Source organism: Arenibacter palladensis, from assembly GCF_900129275.1.
In the GTDB taxonomy this organism is placed as follows: Bacteria; Bacteroidota; Bacteroidia; order Flavobacteriales; family Flavobacteriaceae; genus Arenibacter; species Arenibacter palladensis.
Genome location: NZ_FQUX01000001.1, coordinates 1,046,265 through 1,067,184 on the forward strand (window position 1 = coordinate 1,046,265; position 20,920 = coordinate 1,067,184).

Consider the following 20,920-nt stretch of genomic DNA (forward strand, 5'->3'; position numbering starts at 1 on the left):
ATCCCTATTCTTATACAATTGATGTTCTTGGCCCAAGGATTCCTTAATTAAGGATTACCTTTCTTAGGGAATTGCCATACGGGGTTTCGAGCAATACGGCATATACTCCAGAGGGCAGACCGGAGATATCGAAGGGAATGTTATAAGACCGTTCTCCTCTTGCCTTTTCAGAGGCCATTAGGGCGTTGTTGGCGAAATTGAATATCTTGATGCTTATATTTCCTCTTTCGGATAGGGTTATATCAGCCACGAACTCTCCGCTTGTCGGGTTGGGATAAATGATAAAATCTTCGATAAGTTTTCTTGGGTCCTCTTCCCCTTCACCAGAGTTAAAAGTCTCATTTTCCACCACTAGCACTTTTTTGGTCTGTTGCGCCCAACACTCCCCAATTTTTGTGATAATTCCAATTACGTATTCTCCAGCTTGGTTGAATACAAGTTCGGCTTCGTCAGAATCTTGCTTTATCACCGTGCCACCATCTGGCAAAATCCACTGTTGGGTTTCGGGTAGGGGGTAGCTAATATCCACGGCTATAAGGGACTCCCCAACAAAAACTTGACTGGAAACTGCGAATTCGGCATTTATTTCATCATCTGTAACGTCAACAAAAATAGCATCCATCGCCAAACAGCCATTTTGGTTGGTAACCACTACAGAATAATTGCCACTTTCATTAATTGTAACGCTTGGATCGGAACTGGAAAACCCATTGTCGGAAGTCCAGTTGTAAGTGGCATTCGAATCGTCTGCAGTTGCATTCAGCACTAATACCTGTCCATTACAAAGGGTCCTGTCCTCACCCAAATCCACTACTAATGGAATTGGTTCTTCTATTACATAAGTTCTTGCTAGAGTGTTATTGCCAAAACCATTGATGTTTACGGTATAATTTCCTGGAGCCAAATTTGTAATATTGTTCGTTGAGGCTCCGGTATCCCAACTGTACGTAAATGTTCCGTTACCTTGATTTACAACTACCTCTATGCTGCCATCATTTTCGCCATAACAGCTAGTTTGTGTGATGTTTTCCTCCACAATATCGGGTTGGGAAATATCATATATTGCGGTGAGGCTACAGCCGTTGTTATCAGTAATAGAAACTTCGTAGGAGCCTGCGGTTAGATTTGTGATTTCCTGCGTATTTCCCATTTCCATATTATCCGAAAGTCTAATCCAATTTATAGCATATGGGGTAGTTCCTCCTTCTATTTGAAGTGAGATTTTACCGTCATTTGCCATGTATTGTGAAACATTGCTCGCAGTAGCATCAACAATGCGAACTGGGTCGGGAGCTGGATTTATCGTTACAGTGGTTTCTTCAAAACAACCATTGTCATCAAAGACCTCCAGAGAATATTCCCCTGGTTCCAAATCGATTAAATTTTGGGTATTGGACCCATTGCTCCAGAGAAAATTATATGGCCCGGTACCACCAGATACGGAGACTTCAATAGCACCTGTTGCGCCACCATTACATAACACACCGGTTAATTCGACTACTGTTATATCCAATACCCCAGGCTGAGTTATGCTTATTGGTAAGGACTCTGTCGAAATTGAGTTGGCATCGGTAACCCTGACAAAATATTCTCCCGTGGAGAGATTACCAATAATTTCTGTATCCTCTTCCAAGATAGAATTACCGTTTGTTACCTGAAACCATTCGTAGGAATAAGGGGGGACTCCACCTTGAACGGTGGCCATAATTTCACCGAAATCATCTCCGTTACATTCCAGCATTACTGTTTGAACTAGGTCCACCAGTAGAGTTCCAGGTTCAGCAATAGTTATAGGACTGGATACCAATAGACAGCCAAGGTCGTTGTTGAGGGCATAATTATCGTCGGTAATGGTCAGTATGTACTCTCCAGCTTCCAAGTCAATAATATCTTCATTAGTTGAAGTGAATCCATCCGGTCCTGTCCAACTATAACTCAGGCTTCCAGTCCCTCCGGATGCTGATATACTAATTGCTCCATCTGAGACATTTGCCGCTGAAAGTGGTTGCTGTAGGTCGATAACGAAACTTAATTCTTGAGGTTCATTGATAATTACTGGATTGGGAGATATAAAATCGCAATTATTACTATCCCTTACATAGACAACTATGCTACCTTGGGCCAGTCCATTAAAGAAGGGGGAGTTCTGATAATTAATGCCATCCAAGGAATAAGTATAGGCTCCTGTTCCACCAAAGGCTTCTATTTGAACACTGCCATCGGAACCACCAAAGCAACTTACATCTGTAGTGAATATATTGGTTATATTGAGTGGTGCACTTGGTTGATTGATCGCAATTGGAGGCGATGAAGTCGTTGTATTGTCATCGGTAACGGTCAACATATAACTCCCGGCTTCAATGCCAGTAATGTCAGGGCCATCTGTGCCGTTGCTTATTGGAATAGGGCTTCCATCAGTAAAAGTCCATTCATAAACGATAGTTCCCTCTCCAGTTACCATTGTGGTAATGCTGCCGGTGGTTTCGCCAAAGCAGTTTACATCTGTTTTAGTAATGTTGTTTATAGACAAGGGACCAGGTTCTGGTACGAAAAAGGTTTGGGCGAAATAACAACCGTCTATAACACCTTGATTCCCTGGAGAGGTGATTTCCACTGTATAATTACCTGTTACTAATACATCAATATCCTTAGTGGTCCTTGGGATTGTAATTCCAGGTCCGGTCCAACTGTAGGCATAAGGTTCTGTTCCTCCTGACACCTCAAGGTTAATACTGCCATCTGAACCTCCGGTAGATGTAACGTTGGAAATGCTTTCAGTTACTGAAATTTGTATTGGTTCAATAATTTCTACTGTGGTAGTGAATTCACATAAGTTATTATCACGCACAATGACTACATAAGTTCTTGGGGCTAAATCGTTAAATGTATCATCTACTTGAAATCCGAAGCCATCATCGATGGCATATTCATATGGAGCGGTGCCTCCCAGAGCGTTAATCTGTATACTCCCGTCATTACCACCATAACAAGAAGCCGCCGTAGGTACTACTATTGCCTCCAAAGTCTCTAGGGGTTCTGTTACGGTAACGGTGTCAGTAACTTCCGGGTCCCCAGAGGCATCTGTTAGCCTTAGGATATAGATGCCTTCGGTCAAATTAGCAATAGTTGGGGTATTTGGTGATATAATAGGTTGGCCATCCTGTCGTTCCCATATGTAATTGAAAGGTGCTACACCAGTCACTGCTGCTGATATACTGCCAGTTGCTTCCCCCATACAAAGAACGGGTGTAGAGGTAAGACTTGTAATCCCCAATGGACCTGGCTCGTCTATTGTAATTGGAGAGTTAATAATGGGTGAACAGCCATTGGCATCAATAATTTGGGCAATGTATTCGCCGGCTTCCAAATTAATTAGATTGGAACTCGTGGATCCAGTTGGAGGTGTAAAAGGTTGACCGTCCTTGGCCCAAGAAATCGCATATGCCTCGGCAGGTGGCGAATAGGGTGTTCCTCCAGCTATGTTAAGCGTTATTCCCCCTTGATTTCCACCATTTGTAGTAGCATTTTCAGAAGTCGACGAGACTGTTAGTTCATCTGGTTCAGAGACCAATACACCAATTACGGGGTCTGCCTCGCAATTATTTTGGTTTCTGAGATAAAGATCATAGAATCCGCCACGGGTTATCGGAATTGTACCGTTATCAAGAGGGGTCCATGTACCAAAAAAGCCTAATTTGTATTCGTAGCTAGAGCCACCTGAGGCAGTCACCGCAATGCCTCCATCTTGGGTCCCAAAACAGCTAATATTATTTGGGGTGGCAGAAGCAATAATAACTTCTTCTGGAGGGTTCATTGTAATGGTGGTACTAACATATCCTGAGGGGTCATCAAACTCGGTAAAGCCGGTTGAAGCGACTTTTAAAATATATTCTCCAGGCTCTGATAGGTTGTTTAGAGAAATTGTTTGATTTCCAGTAGTTTGAATGGGGGACATTACCCCGTTAATAGTCCATTGGTAGTTATAATTAAGCACCCCTCCAGAAATAGTTAGGGTTATACTCCCATTATTTCCATTTGGACATAATATTTGATTCACTTGCTGATCAACTATCTGCGGGGGAGGAATCGTGGTAACTAAAATATTTTCAGAAGTTAGATTGCAACCGTTACTGTCTGTTATAGTTATCTTATAGGTGCCAATTCCTAATTCTTGAAATTCAACTTTTTGGTTTAGACTATTGTGGATTAATTCTGGGTTTGTAATAGTTTCAAATTCGAGAGTAGTTTCATTTTCCTTTGCCAATTCAAAAGTATAATTGGGCGTTCCTCCGTTATAGTTTATACCTATTACACCATTCATAGTGGAACTTGATGATGTGATTCCTGGTGAAGGTTTGGTGAAGGTTAGTATAGGAGGTGCAGAAATAATGATTTCTTCAGATGGTAAACTTGTACACTTAGTAGGACTGCGCGCTAAAAAGATGTATTTTCCGGGTTCTAGGTAAGAAAATGTGGGATTCGAATTCCAGCTCTCATCATCCCCTTGAATACCATATTCTAATGATGTATTTTCATTGGGAGCGAAACCGCCGCCAAATCCGTTTATAGTTACTGATCCTTTGTCTCCAAAGCAATTAGGTTGAATGATATTTTCAGAAGGAATGGAAATTGAAATTTCGCTTGGCCTAGAAATTCTAAAAGTAGTAGGTGTTATCCCTCCGCTTTTTACTTCAACGGGATTTATAGAATAGTCCACTTCTTGATAAACTATGAAATAATCGGCATAATTTAAAGTAGAGCCGTTGGCAGCGATACTGCTTCCACTCAAATCAGTTACAGTTCCACTGTAGCCATTTACATTTGGAGTAAGCGTCAATAATGGATCAGATATAGTCTGCTTAGTGGTTCCAGGAAAAGTTGGGTCATTGGCTTTGAGTTCAGTTTCGCTTGGATTCCCTGGATGTGAACCTTCGTAAAGAAAATAACGCATTTGAAAACCTTCGGCTACATCATCTTCGAAAGTTAAAGTAACGCTGCCGTCATTGTCACCATGGCAGGTTTCGTTATCGGTTATTGTTAATTCGGGGATAAGGTTCGGTGAACATCCGGCCCAGGAAAATGTTACAATATTTGAGTAATAATTATTTGCGGTATTATGAATTCTAAATTCAATAGTTTTATTCAAGTTTTCCAATAATACGTTGTAATCGGGGTATAGGTCCAGCAAACTAACATTTTGATAAGATGTTGAACCGCCAAATGGAATAAAATCAACATCATTAACTCCTTTATATTCCCAAATATAGTTTATTGGATGACCTGATGTTGCCTCAAGCCTTATTTGATCTTGGTAACATAAAGGGTCAAGACTTGGGGCTTCTATTTCTATTTCTTGGAGTATACTTACCATGCCGGACATATACCAGCCTTGGGGGTTGAAATCAGTCATGAAATAACTACTAGCACTAGTGCCTATAGAGTTAACACTTCCATTATCAGTGGCATAATACTCGTTGATATACAAATTATTTAAATAAGTTAACGTTGTTGAGGTGGTTCTACCTGAAAAAACTCCATCTACGACGGTTGATGGGCCAATGAATGAAGATTCAAATGTTCTATTGAAATTCATTTGAAAACCATCTGGGAAAAATAATCGAAAGTTGGTTAAGGAGGTTCTGGCTCCTGTGGAACCATTCCAGTCAAAGGAATAAAAACTATAATTCACGTAAACATCATATTCTTGTTCCTGACAAAAAAGGGTATTAGATAAAATAAATGCGCAAGAAATTGAAATAACTAGAAATAATTTCCTCATAACCTAATACTTTAAATTAATCTTCTTTATGAAAGTAGTCCGGTTGCCAGGAAGAACCATTTGCAACCCATAAGTATAATTTGAATTTATCTCCAAATCCACATCGTTATACCCTTTGGAAGTTCCATTCAAGGTCTTGTATAGCCTTAGCCCCTTGTCTTCTTTCCCTTTAAATAAACGGTACTCCAAAACATGAAAATCCCTGACTTTCCATGTTAGGTTAATAAACCGCAATTCGCGATTTACGGTTCCAGAAAACTTTATATCTTCATCTTTAACTGCCTTTCCGGCCCATGTAACCGAAACTGGTTTGGCAGGGATACTTTCCAATCCAACCGAATCCCTGGCTACCACGGTATAACTGAATACATTTGAATCTTGCAATGTAGAATCATGAAAAGTGGAATCTTGTAATGTCTTGGATTCAAATAATTTCTCCCATTGGATATTCTGCTCCCCTCCAGATTTTCGATATACAATATGTGAGCTAACATCCGGACTGCTACTGGGAATCCAATAAATCCTAATCCCATCTGTAGTTACTTCATAATTGTCCAGAATAGGCGAAGATGGCGGAAAAATATCCGGTTTGTCCATGACTAACACCTCGGAAAACTTTGAACGATTAAAACGTTGGTCCTCCGCCAATATCTTATAGTATATTTTTTTATTTAAATTGGCTATTGATACTGTATCCTTATAGTTTTCGTGTTTAAAAGTAGTCTGTGTGATTTCACTAAACTCCGCCTGAGGATTATAGGAACGGTAGATTCGATATCCCCCCAAATCTTCTTCCAGATTTTTTAACCAAGACAGTTTAACGACTCCAGTAGTATCTATTGTTCCTTTAAGGCCAATTGGGGTAGAGGGGGGCAGGGAATCAACTGGTTGGACCAAAGTGGAATAGGATTCACTTTCCACATTATTTTTGCCCATTGCAACGATGGTAAAATAATTTACCCTATCCAAACCATCATAGGTTATTTCCCTTGCCGTTATTGGAATATTATCTACTACTGTTAGAAAAGGACCTTTGTTGTGGTTTGCCTTGCGCAGTTGAAACTTATCAATTAATCTGTTCCCTTCCTCCTTAAATTCCCATCGGAGTATTACCTTATTATCCGTAGGCAGTTCTTTTTGATATATGCGGGGAACAAAACCCAATGTTTCTTCCGCCTTGCCCTGAACTATGTCAGAACTTGGTCCCGTTTCCCCGAAGGCAGTTTTACCTATAATGCGATAATAGAAATTTGTGTTATTGGGTATAGAATCCATATAGAACATGGATATTTCGGAGGCTTCCTTGGGTTGTTGGGCATTGAATATAGGGACCCCGTTTAATGGTTCAAAAGAAATATTGTCTCGAGATCTTTCAATTTGGTAATTGGAATAAACATGTTGTAGCAAATTGAAATTCCAGCTCAATGAAACTTTTTTATCAGTAAAGACACCAGCCAAGCCTATGGGTTTCGGAAGGACTTCGTGCATATCTGGGCTAGCATATACCGTTCCATTGTTAATGGTAATATTATTATGTTGTGGTAAAGCTACCGATACAGAATAAACATATTTTTCGCCAGCAATAACCGAAGGGTCCTCTAGGGCCCATCCCGCCAATTTGGAAGCCTCATAGTTTTGTTCTGCAGCTACCAAGGCAATAGTAAAACGCTGTTCCAATTCATCGTTTATAGCATAGACAGCACCCATCTGATTTCCAGGAGGACTAACTTCAAAGGTTTCACCATATAAAGCTTGGGCCAATATAGCTACATTCTGATCTTGTAAGGCAAGTGCCTCCCATTCTTCCAAAGGTTTTGGTCTTAGTGGTTGTGTAACTAATTGTTTCCTTTCTATGGGTAGCACAGCTTGGCCGTTCCTTGAAATGGTTGCCCGTTCTATCCAAAAGCCTAATTCATTGGCATTCTTCCATGCCAAGGGCTGGTCCACTGCCCATCGCAATATTACCTTGTTGGGCAAGGAGCGAGCTATAACCTTGACCGAAGCGGTATCTTGAGCCCAGAGGCTTGAGGTTAATAAGAGTAATATAACGAGTCTTTTCACTGTATATTAGTTTTTTTCAATGAGTGGTGAGCTAGTCGTTCACATATTTTATTTCATATCCTTTTTGATAAATATCACCTGGTGTTCTGTAAATCAGCTGTGCCTTAAAACTACCTAGGGGCAAGGGAGGAAAGGGACTTTCAATTAAATATTTGTACCTTTCATACTGAGAAATATTGCCATCACTTCCATAATATCTATTTAGGATTTTATCTCTTAAATAGACCATGTCCACTTTATATTGATACGGTAAATTATATACATAGGGAATCCTGTTTTTCACCCATGATGAATTAGGGTTGTTCTCCAGATTAGCCAAATATTCATTGCCTATATAAAATGAACGGACAGGGGGTAATCCTAGTAGAGCTTCGTCCCGATTCACACTAATGTCACCATCAAGGGGGTAATTTTCATAAATAAGTGGGTATATTTTCTTTTTATAATAGGAATCGTCCAATATTGCTTGGGGGTATACCAAGGGTTTGGAATTGGTATATTTTCCTCCCAAGACTTCTAATTTTTCCAAATATTCATAGTCGGCTACCTTAACGGATAAGGAATGAACATCTGCAAAGATGTAGTTGGTAAGGTTATTGGTAACCGTTAATTCCTTCACTTTGTCCTTAAAGCTAGGATGCTTGCTAGTTTTGAAGCCATAATCCAAAATGGATTTGGGTGCTCCGTTGGAAATGGTAATATTGGCAGCTTTTTTGTTGGAAACTACGGCACTACCGGAGATGTTTCTCGTATCCTGGTTTCCAGTGAAAGGGTCAAACCAATTTGTATCCCCGCTTTCTTGATCGGCAAGGGTTTCTGTGTTTTCTACAATTATTTCGGTCTTAATATCCGACCCTGGAGGGAAAGCCAGTAAATTTAATTTGTAACTGGAATTTAGGGACATGCCTTCTGGCACTTCATAAAATACAGTGGCTTTTGATCTGTCGTAAGTCAAATTTGTTCGGGTACCTAGATTACTAGTCGAAGAAACAAACTCTGCCCTTGTTTCAAATCCGCTGTCGAAGAGATAATTCTGGGGAGTTTTCATTTTAACATATCCCTTGCTATATTCTTCCGGATAAAAACTTTGTTGTTCAATGACGGGATACATATAGGCTATATTTTCCAATGGAATATAGTCCGGGGCGCGATCTGTTTTAAAAGTGATTTCTTTTTTTTCTATTACTAGTTTGCCATTTTCAACCATTGTTTGATAAGTGCCCCCAATTTTCTCATCAAAGCTAACTTCGACCACCACCTTGACTTCCTTTTCTGAGGGCAGGGTTTCATTTGGTTTAAAAGTAACTGCATCATTTGTATCGTTCCATTCCAACTCTCCTTTCAATTGTTCCCCTTCGGAAGTGACGGTAAAATTTTTCAATTGTAATTTGAAAGTACGGACCCCATCATCCAACTCAACTTTAAAATCTGAATTGGCGGCATAATTGAAAACGGCTTGAGGGGCGGTAAAAACCGAAATATCGTCACTATTATCCTTGGGTGACACATCCGATATCATGGGAACACCAACTGCATTATTAATATTTTCCAACTCACATTCCTCACCAACTTCAACTTTTAATCGCATTCGACCTGAAACGAGTCCCCCTAAAATTTTGTAATACATACCTACATAGCCTTGAAAATAAGCCGGATTTGGGAATTGACCCCGTAACATTGCGGCAACACCTGCCTCAGCAATAGGGAATTTACCTTTAATAAAGGCTAGGTCTACCTTCACTCCAAATTCTCCATATAGATAGGCATAAACTTGCCCCATAGAGTACCAGCCATTATTGCCTATGGGACCATGACGCCCAACACATTTTGCATTTGGATAGTAAGCGTGCATCACGTCAAAGCCTGCTCCCAGCTCTACAAAGGCGTAGAAAATTAAATAATCAAAATTATAGCCATATCCAAAATTTAGTCCAAAGGCAAAACCTTTGCCCGATTGTAGCTGGTTTTCTTGACGGTTGCTGTTGAGCATATCATCCCCTAAAATTTTAACGACCATGGGGTGGGGATCCAATTGAGAAGGCAGTTGTGTGCCGGTCATAAAATAGCCCCCTATCCGAAGTTGTACTCCTACCTGAAACAAAAGTTCTATTCTCTTTTGGGGCGTACCAATATAAATATACCAATCCTCGGGACCCGTATGCATTTTGGCATAACCTGCAAGGTTGTTTACCCCTCCGCCCTTAACGCCCTCCAAATCCAGATATAGTTCAAACTCTCCATCAAAGGTCTGGTTTACAAAGTCCTTTTCTATACCCACATAAACCCCGACTTTTCCTGAAGCGGCAACATCGTGGACGGGAATCGATTCTTTGGCAAGTCCCATAAAGTTGCCATATTTAGACAATTGATCTGCGATTTCTTTATTTTCCTCTACAAAATTGTTTACCTTTTCAAAGGTTTTGTTTAAGGCACCAAAATCTGAGCTGTCAAGGCCGCCACTGGTCTTGTCTCCCATAAAGGCACCTTCTCCAGTAAAGCCTATTCTATTTAATCCACCGTGACTGTTGAATGCCATATCCAAATAAGCCTTTCCACTAAATGTATCCGAATTTTGAGTGCTTATATCCACTCCGGCACGGACGCTTAAACCATAATCCAAATTGGGACGGTAAACCGCAGAGGAGGGCGAAAAACCATCCTCATTACCTCGAATCTTTTTCATACGATAGGATATACCTCCTACCATAGAATTTATCATAAATTTTGTACTACTTTTTTCGTCGTTTTTGGCCCAAACATCTACGTTCCAATATCTAAAATCTTTCACGCCAAAAATGGCTTTACCTTCGACTTTTAAGTTGACACTTTTGATGGTTGCCGTAACATTACCTCGAAATCCATCACCATACCAACTATGGTCTTCCATTATTTCCAAGGCACCTTTTAAGGTAATTCCGCTTTTTTCATAATCAATATCAATTCCATTGACCTTAACCCTTTCAAATTGCCATTTCTGTATTTTAGCACCGTCTTCTAATTTTCCCATTACCTGCATACTAGTAGTGGCATGGGATCCTTCACCGTCCAAATTTATTTTTAGGTCGAAAGAAAGTCCAACTTGATTGCTGGGTGTAACCAATTCCAACTTTTCCACGGAAGCCGGGAAATTCATCAGCTTCATTTCACCCTCAAATCCAAAGCTTTTGGCACTGATGGGTTTTTTGCCCGGTTCTGTTTCCAACTTTAATCCCTCGAAAACAATACCTGGAAAATTAAATCCTTTACCACTATTTGTGGCCATTTCTTCGGAGGGCGACTCCTCTCCTTCTTTCTGGCCAATTTTGCCAACTATGGACAGTTGTCCAGAGAGATTGGCAGAAGGATATACATTGCCGTCTGTTATATCTATGGCGACACTGGAATTTTTCTCCAATTGCATTTCACCTAGAAAAACGGGAGTTTTGTAATGGCTGTTCAGCCCAACTGCCAGACCGTAGCCGTCTTGTTGTATATAACCCGTATAGTCCATGGGTTTCTCAAAAATAGGCACGGCAATATCTCCCGCTATGGATCCGCCGGTCAGGGAATTTCTCGAGAGAGAAAGACTCACATCGGCAATAGTAAAGGCCCATTTACCAGCAGAACCTTCCCCAGTTTTCAAAACATTTTCGGCAAAAAAGGAACCAGATACGCCTTGGCTATCCAGAATCAGATTCTCTGCCCCAAATTCTACCCTTTTGGTGGATGTTTTGGTATTTTCAATTCCCTTGGGTAACATAATACTTAGTTCTTTGGCATAGAACCCGCGCCAAAGGTTTCGTTCCCCATGTACCAACACCTCGTTGTAATCTTTTGGGAACTTTATTCCTGTCGCGTTGCGACTGTCGCTTAAGTCCAATACCACCTGTTTAATATTGAACCCCCAACCTTTTAATCCCCTAACTTCAAATTGGGGAAGTGACACATCTACCAATAGGTCGTTCCACCCATTGGCTTTAACGCTAAAGGATGCGCCTACATAGCACTTGTTGTTTACAACATCAGAATCCTTAAGGTATTTATTGTCCGTGCTCTCACCACATACATAATTTCCGCCACTGGTAATGGGAAGAAGAATGTTTCTGGAAATCCGTAGGTCGGCTTCCAAACCAATGGACTTTAACCCGGCACAGTCGAACTCCACGAACGATTGATCCCCAAAGGCACCATTTTTTAAGTCTACACCACCTTTGAGAGTAAGCAACCAGTTGTCCCCATTCATGGGGATAGCCTGATCTCCTAACAAGACCAATTTCATATCTCCCAAAAGCGCACCATCATGGGAAAGTTTTATGCCTTCGCCGCCAAAATAGATTTCTCTACTAGGTTCCCCATTGGGTCCTTTAACGGGAATGATCATTTTTGCCCAGGCCTTGAATTCTGCATATTGTGGGGTAAATTTTACTTGGGTAATGGCCAGTTCTACACGGTTACCGGAGGTCGAGTCTTTTTTGCTTAGTCCCACTGGGAGCTCCAATAATTCCTTGCCCGTAATAATATCGACAAAATTGCCCAATTCCTTAACCGCTTCGAAAGCCCTTATGGCCTGGACCACAAGGGTGTCCGCTTTGGGATTTCTGGAAAAATTAGTGGAAATATATTCATGCGTAAACTCAGGTTTAAGGTTGGTAAAAGAAACATTGAAATTTTCTTTTTGTGCCAGTTTTTGGTCAAGAGAGGGGAAGGAACGGAAGGTTTTTTCTTCTTCTGTATTTGCTATTGAGTTATTGTGCCTTCGGCTACGCTCTGGCACCGTTGGTATAGGGAAACCAGATCTTATACCAGCATTACCCATTCTTACCATGGCCATCTGCTGTAATTGGGCCAAATGTTCTTTGGTGACTTCTAGGGTTATGGTGGTGTCGCTCGCTTTTTTGTTTAGCGAGTCTTTTGAGCTAACAAACACCTCAATATTTGAGCTACCCAGATTTTCAAAAGAAGCTATAGCCGGACTTGCCCATGATGCTGTAACAAGTTCAGCACTAAGGGCACACCAGAGTAATGGGATGATATGTAGGTAGTTTTTATTCATACTACTGGGTTATGATTTGTTTTTGTCTACTTATTACTTTTCGTTAATCTTTTAGTCAATTCCTTAATCCCTTCAGCCCAAGAAGGAACGTAATAATCATTGCCTTTTCTTTGATGATTAAAAAACTGGATAACTCTGTTTATCGTTATTAATAAAAGGGCAAAACCTGATATTATGGTTATAAAATATGCGGCTATCTTACCGAAAAGATACCTGAAACTACTATCGACACTATATATATGAATGTCGTTGATAGAGACAAAATTGCTCCTATTATCAAAATCCCCTACTTTGTCCAGAACCAATTTCACGTTCATGCCCCTAAGTTTCTCGGCAGATAGCTTTTTGGGCAATTGGACCTTATAATCTTTTGTGCTGTCCAAAAGGCCTCTTGTATTTAAAATGTTTAAGAACCTTTTCCATTTTTCTGAAGGGTCTTGTGCATCATAGGCCAAATGGAGCTTCAATGTATCTAAAAGCATATCTACTTCAATATATTTAGGTTTTCTGTCAGTCGTATCATAGGCAATCTTTAATGGAAGAGAGTCATACGCTTTGTTCCCCATCACAAAACTTTTTACTTCATGTTCTTTTCTAATTTTAAGTTCAAGGGATGATACCTGGTTAAAATCATAGGCAATGCCCACATCGTCCATTTTTCTGATGAAATCAGGTCCAAATTTGAACGTAAATACCGTTGCAATTACAATATATATAATGGTCAATATTATGAATCTTGATTCCCTCATTTTTCGATACTTACAAAAACTTGCCCTCTTTTTTAATATATTTTATTTTATCGACCTTGAACGGAAAACGGGCTAAAGGTGTCCTTTCTTCCCAGATTTCTTCGAGTTCATCTTCTTGTACTACGATACTCGCATCATCTTTTCGTTATGGAAACCCAAAATAATCATAAGCGGGAAAATCGAGATTGTTCAATTTCAATCGCACGTTATGTTCATCTTTTAAAGCCTTGTTCTGAAAAATTGTAAAAACAAAACCTTGATATTTTGCTATAGTTCTTACCACATATGCAGATCCTATTTTTTTGTTTGCATCCTTTTTATTAAATAATAATATAGGTTCGGATTCAGGAATATCATGATTGTATATCATCCATCCTTTATCAGAGGAACTAATACTATACTCCTTCCCATTAATAACACCGTAATAACCTGATTTAAATCTAATTTTCATTTAATTAAGCTTTACGAACCTTTTATTTACAATTCTTCCTCTTAAAATTTCGGTTCCATTATCAAATGCTTCCCATATTTCTGCCCCGCTGACGCTCGCGCCAGCGGGATGATAATTCTCATGGTTTCAGAATGACACAACCTAGCTTCGCAATTCCTACTTTGATTGGGATCAGTACAGGTCTCAAGAGGCGAGTTGTTTAGGTCTGCCCAAAGCAGGCTGCACCAAAAAGATAGGATGATATTTATGTGGATTCTTTTCATATTTCCGAATCTTTATTTTCTGATTTAAAACCTCTAAGTACATATTTAAACCCTTCAAGTTTTGCAGCTATTAAATTGGTAATCTCAAGTGTTTCACCAGTTTTTTGATAATGTTCTATATGAAGTTTTACCGAACCTACAACAAGCCATATGCCAAATAAACCTATGACACTGAAAACTAAGGTTAGCAAAAAATACAAAGCCCTTTCGATTATTGATATTTTTTTGCCCTTTAAAAAAAGGTCGTTAATTTTAATTTTCTCAATACTTTTATTTTGATAGGTAACCTCTACAGTACTATATTTTTCAAGTTGGTCATTACTAAAAGATAGCGGAATTATTTTTCTTATGTTGTCTTCTTTTAAAACACCCAATTGAAACAGAAATACTTCTATTTTTTTATGTTCTTGATCAGGTATATAAAAATTCTTTATATATGTCGTTGCACTATCGAACCTAACAAGCAATTTTAAATATCGTTTGTCAAACGAATTACCATTTGGTAAATAGGTAAGATTGAACTCAAGTAAGGGGTTTAATGAAACAAACACATCTTGTTTTTGAGCTTTACTATAAAATTCCGGTACAAGCATGAAAAGTATGCCAAGCGTTACGCCTATCATAAAACCAAATGTTACTATGTAGTTTAAAGTTTTCAATTTTCTAAGAACTGTATTTTTTTAAGTTATAATTCATTTTTACTCCTGCCCCTCTTTCTCTCGACGGCACGAGCCTGTCTTCCGCAGGCAGTAGTGAAGCCCGAGCTTGCGAGGTTTTGGTATAGGTGGCTTTTTCTCCTGATAAAAATATTATTAGAAGTAAAAAAAATAGATAATTTAGTTGTTTTAAAAGCATTTATTCTTGGATCAATTTTTGAACTTCTGAGACAAAAGAATAAATTTTCTCTTTTTTCTCTTTTAAATAACCATTTGCTTCAAGAAGTCTATCATCAATCGATAAAACCTCTAAGTTTACAGGCTGGAAGTTTGGTTTTTCAAATTGTTTCAAGTCATTAATTAGGGTGGAATAGATTATATCATTTAATAGAAATTTTTCTTGAATGTGTTTTATTTTTTCAGCTTTACTTTTTGAGCTAAAATTTGATGAATACTGGTCCAATTTCCATTCAGGTAAACTTTCTAACTTTTCTTTTGATTCAGTCAGTAATTCACTTAGATATTTTTCATATAACTTTTTTAATTTGTCCATGGTGCAGAAGTTATGCTTTTAGTTATTGATGATATATTTTGCTGATTTTGATCAAAACTGATAATTACTTGTTCTTCGCCTCCTTTTAAATAAAAACTAGTTGTATTACTAGAGGCTGGTTGTTTGGCAGCTCTCCCATACCAACCATATAACCCTTCATTTGGAACTTCGATTTCAATTATTTTACTCATTCCATTCCATTCAGGCATTACGGCAGTTCCTTCAATTACATCTGATATTTGGCTTGGTTTATTAAAAGTCCAATATGAACCATTAGGCAAAGTATTTCCTATCCTTGTAATATCATCCCAAGGTTTGTAACCATCAAAAACACGATATATTTTTGTGCCAGGTTTTACTTTAATCAGATATATTCCATTTCCTAAGTCCTCAACGATCTCAATAGAGTTACGTACTTTAAGTGAAGCATTTTTAATAAATGTACTTGCTTGATTCTTGTACATTTTAAATTCTTTATTGACAACATTTCTAATAACATCATAATTTATATTATCAACTGAATTTGATAAATAATTCCCTTGAGTTATTCCTGGAACGTTATAATCATCAGTTAGCACTTTTCTATGATGAACACTTTTAGCATTATCAAGTTTATTGAATAAAGTAGTATTATCAGAAGCGTTGGTAAAAGCTTGTTCAACTTTAGTAGCATCCAACCCTTCATCTAACCATCCTTGAATTTTCGTTTTCGAACCAGCTCCAAGCAAAGCTTCAAGGTCATCTAACCATTTAACCGCATTCTCAGCTAAATCATCAATTTCTTTTAAGGCTGTTTGGTAATCATCTTGGAGTCCGTTGCGTTGAATAATGTCCTCAAGCTGAGTAATAATTTCGTCAATTTCTGCTTGCTCGAGTTCATTATTGTTCTTTTTTAGTTTAGTTGCTCTAATAAATTCTCTCAATTCTTCAACTGAGTATCTGCTAACTTTTGCAGCAGATTTAGCAAGATCTGTTGCTAGGTCTACCCCACCTTTGGCGGCAAGCGCGTAAGAAACATATTTCCATGCTTCCCATTTTTCTTTGCATTTTTGTTTATCTTCTTCTGATTCTAATTTATCACACCCGTAAGGTCCAGACTCTGTAAGACCCGTAGTAATGTCTGCCACGGAATAGGCGAAATCGAAAAGTTTTACCGAATTTTGGAACGCAATGGCAACCCTTGTCCCATCCTTTGCTGCCCGTATAGCGGTTATCGCACCAGCACCTTCTCCTAAGGTCCCTATTGTTAAGGCTACATTGAAAGCATTCCAACCAAAATTTTTCCATCTTTGGTTAGTTTCATTTTCACCTAAATATTCTAAGAAAATGGCTGGTACAGGCGTCATTTCTCCGCAAATTTCCGATGCTCTAGGGTCTTCTGAACAACCTGAAGCTAATGGCGAAACATCATTTAGAATGGTAAGTCCAATCATGTGAAATGGAGAGACATTATCTAATAAGGTATCATGTTCTCTGTTGCTGCCACACCCTCTTGTTCCTGAACAGCATGAAATACATTTTTTAACAGATACTTTGTACGTATTTTGGTTATAGGTAATACTGAAATCATTACGGTTTTGAACATATGATACTAGCACGTAGTCTTTTTGTTCTATGTCCCAAACTAAAGTAGTTTCTATCTTTAGATTACCGTCTGTTGCCATTACTGTTGAAAGGCGTAAAATTTCTCGAAAAAAGTCTGAATATGCATCGCCAGTAAAGTAATCGCTAAGCCTGTTTTTAAAATGGTAGATAAGGGCCTTTTCGTTAATCTTATATTCTTCAGATTCTAATGCAGCTAAAAAAGCAGTTGCTTCTTCGTCTTTTATTGCTTCTGTAAGTTTTGCAATTACCTCATGATGATTTGGGTAAAAGAGTTTTTCTAGTTCTCCATTGAACATAATCTTAAACATTTCAAGTTTTCTATCTAAACTTAAAAGTTCAAGCACGTCTATTTCCAGGCCAAATGCCATTTCAAAAAGTTCATCTCTTTGCTCTATTTGCAAAAGATTATCAATATCATTTGAAACCCATTGATCAAGACTGTTTAATGCTTTATAATATTTTTCCCAGCTAAATGTTTTTTGAACATTTTGCGCGATACTCTTTGCTGAATTTTCCCATGCTTTAAATTGCTTTTTTTGGGCTTCAATTAATTCATCGGAACCTTGCTTGCAAATCAATTCAGCAACTTTTTTTAGGTAATCTTTTTCCGAGCCTTCAACGGTTGGTAAGTTTTTGTAAGAATCAAAATATTCTTGGCCCAAATCACACAAATCTGTTGCACAATTAGTTGAAATATCAACAGGGAGTAAATTTGAATTAGTACTTGAGAAATTAAGACTGTTTTTATTACTGTTTACGTACCCGTAGTTTGTCAAATAGGTGTTAGCACATTTATTTGGCACCGATTCAAATAGATAAACAATAGAGTTATTTTGTATATCTGGAATGAGTTTTAGTACAAAGGGATTAGGATTTCCTTCTGCAAAATAGCCTTCGAAACTACCAGTTGTACTATACTTTGCATCATAAGCACTACCATTATTTAGCCTGAAACCGGGCACCGTTCCTTTAACTCGATTAGAGCCTTCTTTTGCTCTAATAATACCTGAGTTTTCAATTGAAAAAGGCTTCCAATCGGGCGTAAACCAAATCCTCCCAGCAATCTCCCCATCCTCATCATCCTGAAATACATAAAACTTCAATTCTGGGTTGTGAAGTTGTTTCCAGTCCGTATGGCTGAGTAATGAACCGTTGGCATAGTCCATAAGCCAGTCGGTTTTGCCTTCAGTGTCCTTTCCGTATTGGTCAAAAGGATGTTGTAGTGCAAAAACCCCGTGACCAATTTCATGAGCTATAGTTTTAGCCAGCTCCCCTTTACCTTCTTCATCGGCATTTTGATTGTCGTTACCGGTAAATACAAAACCAAACTGTCTCTGTAAGGGCATAAATCCGCCTATAGGTTTGGAAGGTTTGACTACGCTACCAAAAACAAATACATAGTATTTATTAATATTGTAATCGATTTTATTTTTGAGGTCAGCAATGACTGCTTGTTGTTCGGAATTGTAATTGGTGAGCCAACCACTATCACCAATATCCAAACGGGCATTATCTCCCAATACTGCCAGGTCTAGTTCGGCACTAGAGGTCTGCGTTTCTATGTTAATCGTTGCAACTCCCTTTTTAAAGATTTTGGCTACCTCGGTTGCCAATCCGTTCACGTTCCCTCCGCTCACGGAAACTAAAACAACATCTACGGGTCTATCCGTCATATGCCAAAGGGTAAAGGCCCCGGCGGTCAGCTGTTTGGTCCTGTCCGTTTTGGAGGGCACTACGGCATAGATGATTTCATTCTCGAAAGTGTAATGACCTTTGAGGGTTAGCCGAATAGTATTATTGCCTCTAATTTCAACAGGGATTTTTTTACCCTGTTTTGTTTTAAATACAATACTATCCAATACATATTGGTTGCTGCCTGTTTGTTCTATTATGGCATCAACATAAGCTGTCTGGCCTTTTTCAACGGCCTGATGAGCCAAAGTGTATTCATTACCATCGGCATCTAGTATGGTGGTGTATTCCTTTTTTATACTGGCATTTGCGGCTCTAGGTATCTCGTCAAAACCATATTCCCCCAGTACTTCTTTGAATGTTATCTGGATATCCTTTGCTGTCAAGCGTTCCAATTGCCCGTTCGTGGATATGCCTTCCACATTATTGGAGGTTACAGCACCTCCCGAATCGATCTGACCTCCATCTCTAATCTCGCCGCTGCCATCAATATGATAGACTTGGCCTTCACCATCAACGACTACCTTGTCATCACCCAAAGGTTCCGAGATAGAGGCCCCATTTTCCGGATTGGTTATGGTCACCATTCCGTCCTTTATTTTAATGTAATTTCCAACACTGTCTCTTGGAATCATGAAGTTGACCCGTATTTCATCAAGGTCATTATCTCCTTCGAAAGGTTCGGCAACTAAATCACTTATGGTATCCACTGTCTCCACCACCTCGTCCACATCCAGAATACTCGCTAAGTTGGGGTCATAGACCGTAACCACGGTGCCCTCGGACATTTGCTTATCGGTATTGATGAGAACATTGGTGAATTCAACACCAACCTTAATGCTGTTGAGATAGGGAATAGTTACATACCCCTTACCGGTAAATCGTCCTTTGCTACCACTTATCTCCAAAACATGTATTGGAAAGTCCCCGGCTACAAAACTTTCTCCTGTACTTAATTTAGGAAGAGGTTCTTTATTCGTCAGGCTAAAATTGGGGGTTATGCCACATTGGTAAACACTGGCTTCATTATCGGCTAAAAAGGTGGTGAACTGCTTGGTCACACTCCATTCGCTACCTGTAACCACACATTTTTTCTGCAATTGGTATTCGTAGGTAGTACCGGCCTTTAAATCCCACAGTGTGGATTGGTTGGTAGTGGTTTTATTCAAGAACCACTCGTTCGTATTGCCTTTCTGTCTATAACGTATAGCATATTCTGGAACCTCCGTAGAAAAATCATCCCAAAAAATATTGGCATTGGTGCTGCCTTTTACTTCATGGCCTATTCCTATGGGCAAATCGCATGACCCTGCATAGCTAAAGGAGAATATTTCACTATACCCTTGATTTTTAAATAGTCCGATTTCTTCAGCACCCTGTTTGGCTTTTGCCTGTATCCGCCAAGCATAGTTTTTTCCAGATAGTAAAAGAGGGTCGGACGGCCCATATACATAAGTGGTGGCGGTATTGGTGGTCTGAAATACGGGTGGGGAACTTAAAAAGGCGGCTTGAGGGTCTATTTGGGTGTCCCAAATCTCTACCAAGCTTAGCTCATATTCCACATTGCTAACGTTAATACTTCTGGGTGTCCATTGAAATACAATGTTTTGCGGATTGTTCTCGGCAACGAGGGTCTTGTTCCTTGGGGATATTAAAAAAGGAGGTTCGTTCTGGAAGACCACACTTATAGCACAGCTTTTTTGGGAAAGGCGGTTGCCGGTAAGAACATCATACACCTCATAACAAAACTGATAGGCTCCTTCGGGAATAGCTTGTCCATAGACATTGGGTGAAATACCCGTAATATTTTCAAAGCGAAAATATGGAGCCAATTCTGCATCGGTCAATACCAAGGGAACACCGCCTTCTAAAAACAAGGGACTTGAGCCAACTACTACATCATTGCTCTGGAACGAAATTCCATTTCCTTGAAAATAGGCCTTTAGCCGTATTTCACGATTGTTGATTTCTAAATCGTTCAGTATAATTTGAAGCCGTAACGAGCTGTTTGTGGTACTGGCATCGGCATATTGCGAAAAGTATATGGGTGGTGGTGGGGTAACCTGGGGAATTAATTGT

At 39.2% G+C, this 20,920-nt stretch carries 8 protein-coding genes; all 8 read right to left on the minus strand.

What is annotated here, in order from left to right:
• Positions 1–43: 43 nt before the first annotated feature.
• A complete protein-coding gene (locus tag BUA60_RS04120; protein ID WP_072860432.1) occupies positions 44–5,779 on the minus strand; it encodes a T9SS type A sorting domain-containing protein in 5,736 nt (1,911 codons plus the stop codon).
• Positions 5,780–5,782: 3 nt separating this feature from the next.
• Complete coding sequence (locus BUA60_RS04125; RefSeq protein WP_072860433.1) at positions 5,783–7,840, minus strand: fibronectin type III domain-containing protein; 2,058 nt, start codon at positions 7,838–7,840, stop codon at positions 5,783–5,785.
• Between the two features lie 31 nt (positions 7,841–7,871).
• Positions 7,872–12,872: a hypothetical protein gene (locus BUA60_RS04130; RefSeq protein ID WP_072860434.1), complete on the minus strand. Its 5,001-nt coding sequence runs from the start codon at positions 12,870–12,872 to the stop codon at positions 7,872–7,874.
• A 26-nt stretch (positions 12,873–12,898) separates the two neighbouring features.
• A complete protein-coding gene (locus BUA60_RS04135) occupies positions 12,899–13,621 on the minus strand; it encodes a hypothetical protein (RefSeq protein ID WP_072860435.1) in 723 nt (240 codons plus the stop codon).
• 145 nt (positions 13,622–13,766) lie between these two features.
• Positions 13,767–14,072 (minus strand): hypothetical protein, encoded by a 306-nt coding sequence (locus tag BUA60_RS04140; protein WP_072860436.1) that lies wholly within the window; start codon positions 14,070–14,072, stop codon positions 13,767–13,769.
• A 259-nt stretch (positions 14,073–14,331) separates the two neighbouring features.
• Positions 14,332–14,958: a hypothetical protein gene (locus BUA60_RS04145; RefSeq protein ID WP_072860437.1), complete on the minus strand. Its 627-nt coding sequence runs from the start codon at positions 14,956–14,958 to the stop codon at positions 14,332–14,334.
• A gap of 232 nt (positions 14,959–15,190) precedes the next feature.
• Positions 15,191–15,544, minus strand: a complete 354-nt coding sequence (locus BUA60_RS04155) for a hypothetical protein (protein WP_072860439.1) — start codon at positions 15,542–15,544, stop codon at positions 15,191–15,193.
• Positions 15,532–20,403 (minus strand): fibronectin type III domain-containing protein, encoded by a 4,872-nt coding sequence (locus tag BUA60_RS04160; RefSeq protein ID WP_178346962.1) that lies wholly within the window; start codon positions 20,401–20,403, stop codon positions 15,532–15,534. Before BUA60_RS04160 ends, BUA60_RS04155 begins: the two co-directional genes overlap by 13 nt.
• Positions 20,404–20,920: the final 517 nt, after the last annotated feature.

Excerpts from the sequence above, each read along its gene's own strand:
- BUA60_RS04120 (WP_072860432.1), bottom strand. The coding sequence starts at position 5,779 with ATGAGGAAATTATTTCTAGTTATTTCAATTTCTTGCGCATTTATTTTA.
- BUA60_RS04130 (WP_072860434.1), bottom strand. The coding sequence starts at position 12,872 with ATGAATAAAAACTACCTACATATCATCCCATTACTCTGGTGTGCCCTT.
- BUA60_RS04135 (WP_072860435.1), bottom strand. The coding sequence starts at position 13,621 with ATGAGGGAATCAAGATTCATAATATTGACCATTATATATATTGTAATT.
- BUA60_RS04140 (WP_072860436.1), bottom strand. The coding sequence starts at position 14,072 with ATGAAAATTAGATTTAAATCAGGTTATTACGGTGTTATTAATGGGAAG.
- BUA60_RS04145 (WP_072860437.1), bottom strand. The coding sequence starts at position 14,958 with ATGATAGGCGTAACGCTTGGCATACTTTTCATGCTTGTACCGGAATTT.
- BUA60_RS04155 (WP_072860439.1), bottom strand. The coding sequence starts at position 15,544 with ATGGACAAATTAAAAAAGTTATATGAAAAATATCTAAGTGAATTACTG.